The sequence below is a fragment of the Flavobacterium sp. genome, assembly GCF_025352425.1.
In the GTDB taxonomy this organism is placed as follows: domain Bacteria; phylum Bacteroidota; class Bacteroidia; order Flavobacteriales; family Flavobacteriaceae; genus Flavobacterium.
Window position 1 is genome coordinate 20290 of the sequence record NZ_JANXTI010000074.1, and the last position, 10950, is coordinate 31239.

Here is a 10950-nt window from a genome sequence, read left to right on the forward strand (position 1 = left end):
ATGTAAAATTATTGAGCTATAAATAAATAGGTTATGATACCAAGAACACCAATCACAAAGGCGAATAAATACAATCCGATACTGCCTGTTTGCAATTTTTTACCTTGCGTTCCAATACCATTGGCAACCGTTCCAAAACTGAAAACGATTTTTCCTAAAGCAGGTTCTAACGTAGTTCTAAAGAAATTAGACAAACTATTTAAAGGCCTTACAATTAGGAAAGTATAAAATTCGTCAACGTAATATTTGTTGTAAATCGTTTTGCTGAAACCAATGATTTCTGAATCTTCCTTTGGCACAAAAGCTTGTTTGATATATTTTGAATAGGCCCAAAGAACACCAAAAAAAGCTCCGGCCAACGCAATTCCCATCAGCATATATTCATGCTTCCCTAGGGCGTGCTCTTCGTGTTTTGTAGCCAAAATGGGTTCAAGGAAATGATTAAGCCAATTGCTTCCCGGTAAGTTTATCGCACCACCAACAAAAGCCAGAGTTGCCAATATAACCAATGGAATAGTAATCAGGCTTGGACTTTCGTGTAAATGATGTTTTTGTTCTTCGGTTCCGCGGAAGTCTTTGAAGAAAGTCAAATACATCAATCGGAACATATAGAAAGCGGTCATGATAGAAGCGATAGAAGCCACTATCCATAATACTTTGTTATGCTCAAAAGCAACCATCAAAATTTCATCTTTTGACCAAAAGCCTGCGAATGGAAAAATACCGGCGATGGCTAAAGTGGAAATCATCATTGTCCAAAATGTGATAGGCATCGCTTTGCGCAAACCGCCCATTTTTCGCATATCCTGTTCACCATTTAATCCGTGAATTACCGAACCAGAACCTAAGAATAAACAAGCTTTAAAAAACGCGTGTGTGATTACGTGGAATACCGCAACATTGTAGGCTCCCAAGCCTAAGGCCAGGAACATTAATCCCAATTGGGAAACAGTGGAGTAGGCCAATACTTTCTTGATGTCGTTTTGGAGTAAACCGATGGAAGCCGCAACCAAAGCTGTTGTGCCACCAACAATGGCTATGATGTTTTGAACTTCCGGAGTTAAATCAAATAGGAAATTCATTCGGGTAACCATAAAAATACCTGCGGTTACCATCGTTGCAGCATGAATTAAAGCCGAAACCGGCGTAGGACCTGCCATAGCATCGGGTAGCCAAGTATAAAGAGGTAATTGAGCGGATTTTCCACAGGCTCCGATGAAAAGGCAAAGAGCCGCGAGTCCGAGTAAGCCTGTATTTGCAGTCCCAACAGTTATTCCGTTATGCATTTGCGTATAATCTAAAGTTGAAAAAACACTTGCCAAAATAAACATTCCGATAAGAAATCCTAAATCTCCAATACGATTCATAATGAAAGCTTTCTTGGCAGCATCGTTATACGATTGGTTTTTATACCAAAATCCAATCAATAAATAAGAACACAATCCAACGCCTTCCCAACCGATGAACATTACCAATAAGTTGCTTCCAATTACGAGCGTAATCATGAAAAACACAAAGAGATTCAAATAGGCAAAAAACTTATGCATATTCTCGTCATCATGCATATAGCTTATCGAATATAGGTGAATCAACGAACCGATTCCGGTAACGAACAATAGCCAAATCAATGACAACTGGTCTAATAAAAGTCCGAAGCTTATTTTGAAATTATGCACTGAAATCCAATCAAATAAGTTGATTTCAAATGGTTTACCGGATTGCTGTAATTGTGCAAAAAAGCAAATGCTCATTAAGAACGAAACTAAAACAGTTAACGTTCCAATCGCGCCGGAGACATTTCTGCTTACTTTTTTTCCAAAGAAAACATTGAAAAGAAATCCAGCAAATGGAGATAAGAGTAATAGTAAGGCCAAATTTGTTTCCATCCCAGATTATCCTTTTAAGTTCTTTAAATTAGCAATATCAATGGAGCCAATATTTCGAAACACCGAGACTAAAATCGCCAAACCAACGGCAACTTCGGCGGCAGCTACAGCCATCGAGAAGAAAACAAATACTTGTCCTTCGGCATCCTGATGATAGGTTGAAAAAGCTACAAACAATAAGTTTACGGCATTTAGCATAATCTCAATCGACATGAATACGATAATGGCGTTTCTTCTGTACAATACGCCAAAAACTCCGATGCAAAATAAGAGCACCGAAAGGAAAATGTAGTTTTCTATACCAACCTGATTTAAAATATTATTCATTATTTCTTCTCTGTTTTTTCTTTTTTAGACAATAAAACTACTCCGATCATTGCGACTAACAATAGGATAGAGGCAAACTCAAACGGAACCATATACTCGTTAAGCAATATTTTCCCCAGAACTTTTATCGATTGATAATCTTCACCCGAAGTATCATATTCGCCGACAATAGTTTTAGAGTGGATAAAGATAGTTACCAGCACTACGCTCATTAATATGAAAACGGTAATGGCGCCAAGACGTGTAATTCGCGGTTTATGCACTTCGTCTTCCTTATTGAGATTCATTAACATGATGGTAAACAGGAAGAGTACCATAATAGCTCCGGAGTAAACAATAATGTGAACAATGGCCAAGAACTGCGCATTGAGTAATAAATAATGACCTGCAATTGTAAAGAAACAAATCACCAGATAAATGGCACTGTGGATTGGATTTTTGCTATAAATTGTCAAAAATGCTGATGCCAATGTAATGGCTCCTAAAAAGTAAAATATAATGGTTATAGGTGACATTAGTTAACGTTTTTAAGCCTGTCTGCCGCAGGTAGATTGTTATTTTTCATTGCCATATCCAAAGGCATTACCAATTTGTCTTTTCCAAAGATGAAATCTTCCCGGTCATAACTTGCAGGAACCAATTCTTTGGAAATCGTTAGATAGATGGCATCTTTTGGACAAGCTTCTTCACACAAACCACAGAAAATACAACGTAACATATTGATTTCATATATCGATGCGTATTTCTCTTCACGATATAACATTTCTTCACCAGGTTTGCGCTCTTCAGCCTTCATTGTAATGGCTTCCGCCGGACAAGAAAGGGCACATAATCCGCAAGCGGTACAGTTTTCCCTGCCAAGTTCATCACGTTTCAGCATATGCTGTCCACGATAAACTGGGCTAAATTCACGCGTTTGTTCCGGATAGTGAATGGTAGCTTTTTTTCTAAAAAAGTGTTTGATGGTAATAAGCAATCCTTTGACGATGGCTATTAGATATAGTCTTTCCCAAAACGTCATTTCCTTATTGGAAACCTGAGTTTTTCTGCCGGAAAGCGATATATTTTGAATTGATGCTGACATAATTTCTTTTCTTATTTAAAAGCCAGGATACAAACCCCTGTTATTACTATATTGATGATAGAAAGCGGAATTAAAATCTTCCAGCCTAAATTCATCAATTGATCGTATCTAAATCTTGGTATTGTCCAACGAACCCACATATAGAAGAAAATAAAGAAGCATATTTTAACAAATAAAACTCCCATTCCCAGTACGTTAGCGGTATTCACACCAACATGGTCTACCATCCATTGCATTCCGGGATAATTGTATCCTCCAAAATAAAGCACTGCAATAATTGTGGACGAAATAAACATATTTGCATATTCGGCAAACAAATAGAATCCCATTTTCATGGATGAATACTCGGTGTGGTAACCACCAATTAATTCTGATTCGCATTCTGCTAAATCGAAAGGTGTTCTGTTTGTTTCTGCAAAAGCACAAATCAAAAAGATTAAAAATCCAACTGGTTGATAGATAACATTCCAATGCCAGCCATGTTGCTGCATCGTAATTTCTTTTAAACTTAATGTTCCGGTCATCATTATCAAAGCAATAACAGAAAGTCCCATCGCCACTTCATACGAAACCATTTGTGACGCAGCTCGCACCGCGCCCATTAAGGAAAACTTATTATTGGATGCCCAACCGCCAATCATGATTCCGTAAACTCCAATAGAAACTATGGCGAAAATGTACAACAATGAGCCATCAATATCAGTCGCCTGCAAAACGACATCACGTCCAAAAATGTGCAATTTATCACCCCACGGAATTACGGCACTAGTCATCAAAGCGGTGCTCATTGCAATGGCCGGCCCTACGAAAAACAAAAATCTATTTGGTGTATTCGGTTCAAATTCTTCTTTGGCGAATAATTTCATTCCATCGGCAAGCGGTTGCAATAAGCCACCCCAACCTGCGCGATTCGGGCCAACGCGGTCTTGTAAAAAGGCTGCGACCTTACGTTCTGCCCAAGTGGAATACATGGCCATAACCATAGTTATCGCAAATACCACAACAATCAAAACACTTTTTTCTATAATGAAGGCACTATCCATTTTGTTTTGAATTTACCGGGTTACCGTCTATTTTTTCGTTGTAATCAATGTCAGACATACTGATTTTTACACGGTCGATCTCTCTACCCTGAAGAATTCCCTTTTCGGTATTGATCACTACTGTATCGGTTTTGCCGAAATATTTATTCTGGTTGATTACCGAATCTTTTTCAAATTTTCTTGGACCTTCAATTACCCAATCCGCCACTTCTTTTTTATCGAAACGACAGGTGTTACAAATAAACTCTTCGACTTCGTGGTATACATCTTTACGCGCTGTTACTCTTTGGATTTCGTTACCAAACATCCAAAGCGTAGTTTTTCCGCAGCATGTAGGACAATCTCGGTGTGCATCAAAAGGTTTGTTGAACCAAACCCTTGATTTGAATCGGAAAGTCTTGTCAGTCAAAGCGCCAACGGGACATACATCAATCATGTTTCCGGAGAATTCATTGTCAATTGCAGCTGAAACACAAGTCGAAATTTGCGAATGGTCTCCACGATTTAACACTCCGTGAACTCTTCCGTCAGTTAATTGATCAGCTACTTCAACGCAACGCTGGCAAACAATGCAACGGTTCATGTGTAGTTGGATTTTATCACCAATATCTTCCGGCTCAAAAGTTCTTTTTTCTTCTATAAAACGCTGTTGTAGTTTTCCGTGTTCGAAGCTTAAATTCTGCAAATCACATTCTCCGGCCTGATCACAAACCGGGCAATCCAAAGGGTGATTTATCAAAAGGAATTCGGTTACGGCATTTCTGGCGTCCCGAACTCTGTCTGAAGATTTGCTCGCTACTTCCATTCCGTCCTGACAGCCTGTTACGCATGATGCCATTAATTTTGGCATTGGTCTTGGGTCGGCTTCGCTGCCTTTGGATACATCAACTAAACAGCAACGGCATTTTCCGCCGGTTCCTTTTAGTTTGGAATAATAGCACATGGCTGGCGGAACAACTTCTCCACCAATCATACGAGCCGCCTGCAGGATGGTTGTCCCTGCTTCAACTTCAATTTCCTGACCGTCTATAGTTACTTTCATTTACCAATATTTTACTCCTACGGAGTATTTTTATTACTAATGTTTATTCTTTAGCCCCGATTGTAGTGGAAATTCTTTTTTGTATTGCCCTGTAGCTAAGCGAAAGGGAAATACAAAAAAGATTGCAACGAAAGCGGGAAAATGGATGGCAAAATATGCCCAAGCCATTCGCTCATAATTATTTTAAACTTCTTGCTTTGCTACTAAATGCTTTACTTTTTCGAAAGGTTCAGCCACAAAGTGATTTCTATCTTTAATTTTTTCAGGGAAACGGATATGGTATTCAAATTCATCTTTAAAATGACGAATTGCAGCAGCTACAGGCCAAGCAGCGGCATCACCTAAAGGGCAAATAGTATTTCCTTCAATTTTTGCCTGTATGCTCCATAACAATTCGATATCTTCTTCGCGTCCTTGGCCATTTTCGATTCTCCATAATACTTTTTCCATCCAACCTGTTCCTTCACGGCATGGCGTACATTGACCGCAGCTTTCGTGATGGTAAAATCTTGAGAAATTCCATGTATTGCGGACGATGCAGGCACGGTCATCATAAACGATAAATCCACCTGAGCCCAACATCGAACCTGACGCGAACCCACCATCTGCCAAACTTTCGTAAGACATTAGACGATCTTCACCGGTAGCTATTTTGTAAATTAAATGAGCCGGTAAAACAGGAACAGAACTTCCTCCCGGAACCAATGCTTTCAATGGCCTGTCGGTTTGCATTCCGCCACAATATTCATCCGAATTCATGAATTCGTAAACGGATAATCCCAAATCTATTTCGAAAACACCTTGGTTTTTAATGTTTCCCGAAGCTGAAATTAACTTGGTTCCTGTAGAACGCCCAATTCCGATTCCTGCATAATCAGCACCTGAATTGTTTACAATCCAAGGCACAGCCGCAATGGTTTCAACGTTATTTACGACAGTTGGATTTTGCCAAAGTCCCATAACTGCCGGGAATGGTGGTTTAATCCTAGGATTTCCACGTTTTCCTTCAAGGCTTTCGATCAGCGCTGTTTCTTCTCCACAAATGTAAGCTCCGGCCCCAATCTGAACATATAAATCCAAATCATAACCTGAGCCTAATATATTTTTTCCTAACCAACCGGCAGCTTTTGCTTCGGCAATGGCTTTCTCTAAAATTTTGTAAACCCACATATATTCTCCACGAATGTAGATGTAGGAAAGGTTGGCACCCAATGCGTAACTTGATGTAATCATTCCTTCAATCAAAAGATGAGGAATAAACTCCATCAAATATCTGTCTTTAAAGGTTCCCGGTTCCGATTCGTCAGCGTTGCAAACCAAATGTCTTGGTTTACCCGATTTTTTATCGATAAAACTCCATTTCATTCCACATGGAAATCCGGCACCACCACGACCACGAAGGCCGGAAGTTTTTACTTCTTCAACCACTTCATCCGGAGTCATTTTTTTCAGGGCTTTTTCCACTGAAGCATAACCACCTTCTTTGCGGTATACTTCATAGGTTCTGATTCCCGGAACGTTGATTTTGTCTAATAATATTTTTCTTCCCATGATATTATTTATCGTGTAAAGTGACTTTTCCTTCTTTGCAATCGGCAATTAACTGGTCGATTTTTACTTCGGTCAAATGTTCTTGGTAGAAATCACCCAACTGCATCATTGGTGCATAACCACAAGCACCAAGGCACTCAACGCCACGAACTTCGAAAAGTCCGTCAGATGTAGGTTCACCAACTTTTACGCCTAATTTATTGCAAGTGTAATCCATCAAATTCTCTACACCATTTAAACAACAGGCAGAAGTTTGGCAGAATTCGAACATGTATTTTCCGATTGGCCTTTGATTGTACATGGTATAAAATGTTACGACTTCATAAACTTCAATCGGTTGTATTTCTAAAATCTCGGCTACTTTATTTTGTAAATCGATGCTTAACCAATTGTCATGAGCATCCTGAACTTCATGCAAAACCGGCAATAAAGCTGATTTTCTTTTGTCAGCAGGATAGTGACTGATTAACTCATTGATACGAGCCATTAACGGTTCGGTGATATTTATTTGTTGGTTTATGTGGGCTCTTTCCATAATTATTAAGCGTCTAATTCGCCGGCAATTACATTTAAACTTGATAATATTACGATTGCATCGGATAACATTCCGCCTTTAATCATTTCGGTGTAGGCTTGATAATAAATATAGCAAGGTCTTCTGAATTTCAATCGGTATGGCGTTCGGCTACCGTCGGAAATTAAATAGAATCCTAATTCTCCGTTTCCGCCTTCGACAGCATGATAAATTTCATCTACGGGAACCGGAACTTCACCCATCACAATTTTAAAGTGATAGATTAAGCTTTCCATATTCGTGTAAACATCTTCTTTTGGAGGCAGGTAATAATCGGGAACATCAGCATGGATTGGGCCTTCCGGTAATTTAGCTAATGCTTGTCTGATAATGCTCAAACTTTCCCAAACTTCGGCATTACGAACGCAGAAACGATCGTAGGTGTCGCCAGATTTTCCAACAGGAACATCAAATTCGAAATCTTCATATGAAGAATATGGCGCCGCTTTACGAACGTCGTAATCAATTCCGGACGCACGTAAATTTGGTCCGGTCATGCCGTATTGCATTGCTTTTTCCGCAGTAATTGGGCCAACGTCAACAGTTCTGTCAATAAAGATTCGGTTTCTTTCAAAAAGATTTTCGAATTCTTTCCATGCAACCGGAAATTCTTCAAGAAAAACATTCAGTAGTTCAAAGGCTTTTGGAGACCAATCTCTTTCGAAACCACCAATTCTTCCCATGTTGGTTGTTAAACGGGCGCCACAAATTTCTTCGTAGATTTCATATACTTTTTCCCTGAATTGGAAAACATAAAGAAAACCAGTGTAAGCTCCGGTATCAACGCCAAGTATTGAATTACAAATCAGGTGATCAGTAATTCGCGCTAATTCCATAACAATAACTCTTAAATATTGTGCGCGTTTCGGCACTTCAATATCCAATAATTTCTCAACAGTCATCCACCAGGCCATGTTGTTGATTGGCGACGAACAATAATTCATACGGTCTGTCAATACATTGATTTGGTAAAACGGACGGTTTTCGGCAATTTTTTCAAAGGCTCTGTGAATGTATCCTATGGTTGGTTCGGCATCTAAAATACGCTCGCCATCCATCAATAAAATGTTTTGGAAAATCCCGTGAGTAGCTGGGTGAGTTGGACCTAAATTCAAGATAGAAAATTCGCTTCCGTCTTCGTTTCGGCTTTGCTCTATGATTTTAGCATAACGATGCTCTGGTGATAATAATAAATCTGACATTTATAATGTTGAATTATCCATTTGAGTTTTTACTGGTGTTCTTCCGAAGAAACGATCGTCTTTATCTGTTCTTCCGCTGTCTTCTAATGGGAATTCCCTTCTCATTGGGAAAGAAACCATTTCGTCCATATTTAAAATACGTTTCAGTTGCGGATGTCCTTTGAAATTGATTCCGAAGAAATCCCAGGCTTCTCTTTCCATCCAATTGGCGCAAAGAAATAAATCGGTTATCGTCTCTACTTCAGCAGGATCCGGCATAAATGTTTTCACCCTAATTCTGATATTTTCAATCCAATTGTGCAATTGATATACCACAGCAAACTGATGATTTTCATCATTGTCGGGAAAATGGATTGCGGTCAAATCGGTTAAAAAATGGAAGTTTAAGCTTTCGTCTTCTTTTAAAATTTGGATTACTTCGTGAATAGTTTCTGAAGTAGCTTCGAAGGAAAAAATATCTCTTTTCATTTCAAAATTCAGCACATTGTTGCCGAATTTTTTAGATAGATTTTCTTGTATATATGCAGTTTCTAAAGCCATATTATAGGTTGTAAGAAGCTAATAATTCTTTGTATTCCGGTGAACTTCTTCGTCGCACCGATTCGGTTTTCACTAAATCCTGTAATCGCATTACTCCATCCACAATTTGTTCAGGTCTTGGAGGACAACCCGGAACGTAAACATCAACAGGAATTACTTTGTCGATTCCTTGTAAAACGGAATACGTATCAAATACACCACCCGAACAGGCGCATGCTCCAACAGCAATTACCCAACGTGGCTCTGACATTTGTTCATAAACCTGACGTAAAATTGGTGCCATTTTTTTAGAAATTGTTCCCATCACCATCAACATATCTGCCTGACGTGGCGAAAAACTAACTCGTTCCGAACCAAATCGGGCCAGGTCATAATGCGAAGCCATTGTTGCCATAAATTCGATTCCGCAACAAGAAGTAGCGAAAGGTAATGGCCAAAGCGAATTGGCACGAGCCAACCCAACGACATCGTTCAACTTTGTAGCGAAGAAACCTTCACCAACAACTCCTTCTGGCGGAGCAACCATATTTGGTTTTGAATCACTCATTGATAATTCGTAATTTATTATTCGTAATTAAATCTATTCCCATTCCAGTGCCTTCTTCTTTATGATATAGAAGAATCCCACCAGAAGCAACATCATAAAAATTACCATTTTAATCATTCCTTCAACACCCAATGCCTTGAAATTGATTGCCCATGGATATAAGAAAATCACTTCGACATCAAATAATACAAATAGGATAGCAACCAGGAAATATTTAACTGAAAACGGAATCCGAGCGTTACCAACAGATTCTATTCCACACTCAAAGTTTTTGTCCTTGTTTTTGGAATGTCTTTTTGGACCTAAATAGCCAGAGCCGATAATAGTCAAAACTACAAATCCTACTGCTAAACCTGCCTGCATAAGGATTGGTAAATAATCTAATTGATTGGATTGCATAATGGTATAATTAGATGGAAATAAATCAGGCACAAATATACATCGCATTATTTAATTCGCAAAAACAGAAAGACAATCGTTTCCTATTTGTTAGTGTAAAGCTAGCTATTTAAAACAATTATAAATAACTATTTAACACAAAAAAACGTCCCGAAATACGGGACGTCATTTAATTCTAGGTAATCAAAAATTAATATATATTAGTCTTCGATAGCTACTACCTGAGCTGCTACTTTACCTTTTCTACCTTCTTCTTCATCGTAAGATACTTTGTCTCCTTCTGCTAAATTTTCAGTTTTAACTCCGGTAGCGTGTACGAAAATGTCTTTTCCAGTTTCATCGTCTGTGATAAAACCGTAACCTTTTGATTCGTTGAAAAATTTTACTGTTCCTGTGCGCATTTTGTAATGTAAAAATTATTAATAATGGTCAAAGATAAATTTTTTGACGACATAACAAGCATTTCAATGTGAAATAATTAAAAATTTGTTAAATTTTCACAGCTGTATTAAAAACTTGATAGAGAATTATTTGAGAGAATTTAAAAATAAACACAAAAAAAGCAACCGTTTTTAGGCATTTAAATGATAGCTTCTTAAATTTATGTGAATTTAATATTAACCCGTTGGGTGTAATTATTTAAAGTAAAAATAAATTGATTAAATATTGGTCAAGATACTGAAATTCAGTATCTTGAAGTCGCAAAACAAACCAATATTCATGTCAAATATAGTTAAAAATTATTTAAGAGTTTT

General features: G+C 38.2%; 13 protein-coding genes. All 13 read right to left on the reverse strand.

Features of this window, described 5'->3' with window-relative positions; all coding sequences use genetic code 11:
- Positions 1-8: 8 nt before the first annotated feature.
- A complete protein-coding gene (nuoL, locus tag Q0Q99_RS09855) occupies positions 9-1886 on the reverse strand; it encodes an NADH-quinone oxidoreductase subunit L (RefSeq protein WP_293895047.1) in 1878 nt (625 codons plus the stop codon).
- A gap of 6 nt (positions 1887-1892) precedes the next feature.
- Complete coding sequence (gene nuoK / locus Q0Q99_RS09860; protein ID WP_293895050.1) at positions 1893-2213, reverse strand: NADH-quinone oxidoreductase subunit NuoK; 321 nt, start codon at positions 2211-2213, stop codon at positions 1893-1895.
- Positions 2213-2728, reverse strand: a complete 516-nt coding sequence (locus Q0Q99_RS09865; protein WP_293895053.1) for an NADH-quinone oxidoreductase subunit J — start codon at positions 2726-2728, stop codon at positions 2213-2215. Before Q0Q99_RS09865 ends, nuoK begins: the two co-directional genes overlap by 1 nt.
- Positions 2728-3297, reverse strand: a complete 570-nt coding sequence (locus Q0Q99_RS09870; protein WP_293895056.1) for an NADH-quinone oxidoreductase subunit I — start codon at positions 3295-3297, stop codon at positions 2728-2730. Before Q0Q99_RS09870 ends, Q0Q99_RS09865 begins: the two co-directional genes overlap by 1 nt.
- Before the next feature lie 11 nt (positions 3298-3308).
- Positions 3309-4340, reverse strand: a complete 1032-nt coding sequence (gene nuoH, locus Q0Q99_RS09875) for an NADH-quinone oxidoreductase subunit NuoH (protein WP_293895059.1) — start codon at positions 4338-4340, stop codon at positions 3309-3311.
- Entirely contained in the window at positions 4333-5382 is a 1050-nt protein-coding gene (locus Q0Q99_RS09880) for a 2Fe-2S iron-sulfur cluster-binding protein (protein ID WP_293895062.1), read from the reverse strand. The genes nuoH and Q0Q99_RS09880 overlap by 8 nt, the downstream gene beginning before the upstream one ends.
- 183 nt (positions 5383-5565) lie before the next feature.
- On the reverse strand, positions 5566-6933 hold the full coding sequence (nuoF, locus tag Q0Q99_RS09885) for an NADH-quinone oxidoreductase subunit NuoF (RefSeq protein WP_293895065.1): 1368 nt from the start codon (positions 6931-6933) through the stop codon (positions 5566-5568).
- Positions 6934-6937: 4 nt separating this feature from the next.
- The gene (locus tag Q0Q99_RS09890; RefSeq protein ID WP_293895068.1) at positions 6938-7468 is read right to left on the reverse strand and encodes an NAD(P)H-dependent oxidoreductase subunit E; all 531 of its coding nucleotides are present in this window, start codon (positions 7466-7468) and stop codon (positions 6938-6940) included.
- Between the two features lie 5 nt (positions 7469-7473).
- The gene (nuoD, locus tag Q0Q99_RS09895) at positions 7474-8709 is read right to left on the reverse strand and encodes an NADH dehydrogenase (quinone) subunit D (RefSeq protein ID WP_293895071.1); all 1236 of its coding nucleotides are present in this window, start codon (positions 8707-8709) and stop codon (positions 7474-7476) included.
- Positions 8710-9249 (reverse strand): NADH-quinone oxidoreductase subunit C, encoded by a 540-nt coding sequence (locus Q0Q99_RS09900; protein ID WP_293895074.1) that lies wholly within the window; start codon positions 9247-9249, stop codon positions 8710-8712. It abuts the gene before it with no gap.
- A 1-nt stretch (position 9250) separates the two neighbouring features.
- Positions 9251-9796: an NADH-quinone oxidoreductase subunit B gene (locus Q0Q99_RS09905; protein ID WP_293895077.1), complete on the reverse strand. Its 546-nt coding sequence runs from the start codon at positions 9794-9796 to the stop codon at positions 9251-9253.
- A gap of 33 nt (positions 9797-9829) precedes the next feature.
- Positions 9830-10195, reverse strand: a complete 366-nt coding sequence (locus tag Q0Q99_RS09910) for an NADH-quinone oxidoreductase subunit A (protein WP_293895080.1) — start codon at positions 10193-10195, stop codon at positions 9830-9832.
- Positions 10196-10395: 200 nt separating this feature from the next.
- Positions 10396-10596 carry a cold-shock protein gene (locus tag Q0Q99_RS09915; protein ID WP_293895083.1) on the reverse strand — a complete coding sequence of 67 codons (201 nt, stop codon included), beginning with the start codon at positions 10594-10596 and terminating at the stop codon, positions 10396-10398.
- Positions 10597-10950 lie beyond the last annotated feature (354 nt).

Bases quoted from the DNA above. Each gene is read 5' to 3' on its own strand.
- Q0Q99_RS09915 (WP_293895083.1), bottom strand. From the start codon at position 10,596: ATGCGCACAGGAACAGTAAAATTTTTCAACGAATCAAAAGGTTACGGT.
- Q0Q99_RS09880 (WP_293895062.1), bottom strand. From the start codon at position 5,382: ATGAAAGTAACTATAGACGGTCAGGAAATTGAAGTTGAAGCAGGGACA.
- Q0Q99_RS09865 (WP_293895053.1), bottom strand. From the start codon at position 2,728: ATGTCACCTATAACCATTATATTTTACTTTTTAGGAGCCATTACATTG.
- Q0Q99_RS09890 (WP_293895068.1), bottom strand. From the start codon at position 7,468: ATGGAAAGAGCCCACATAAACCAACAAATAAATATCACCGAACCGTTA.
- nuoD (WP_293895071.1), bottom strand. From the start codon at position 8,709: ATGTCAGATTTATTATTATCACCAGAGCATCGTTATGCTAAAATCATA.
- nuoH (WP_293895059.1), bottom strand. From the start codon at position 4,340: ATGGATAGTGCCTTCATTATAGAAAAAAGTGTTTTGATTGTTGTGGTA.
- Q0Q99_RS09910 (WP_293895080.1), bottom strand. From the start codon at position 10,195: ATGCAATCCAATCAATTAGATTATTTACCAATCCTTATGCAGGCAGGT.
- nuoL (WP_293895047.1), bottom strand. From the start codon at position 1,886: ATGGAAACAAATTTGGCCTTACTATTACTCTTATCTCCATTTGCTGGA.
- nuoF (WP_293895065.1), bottom strand. From the start codon at position 6,933: ATGGGAAGAAAAATATTATTAGACAAAATCAACGTTCCGGGAATCAGA.
- Q0Q99_RS09870 (WP_293895056.1), bottom strand. From the start codon at position 3,297: ATGTCAGCATCAATTCAAAATATATCGCTTTCCGGCAGAAAAACTCAG.
- Q0Q99_RS09905 (WP_293895077.1), bottom strand. From the start codon at position 9,796: ATGAGTGATTCAAAACCAAATATGGTTGCTCCGCCAGAAGGAGTTGTT.
- Q0Q99_RS09900 (WP_293895074.1), bottom strand. From the start codon at position 9,249: ATGGCTTTAGAAACTGCATATATACAAGAAAATCTATCTAAAAAATTC.
- nuoK (WP_293895050.1), bottom strand. From the start codon at position 2,213: ATGAATAATATTTTAAATCAGGTTGGTATAGAAAACTACATTTTCCTT.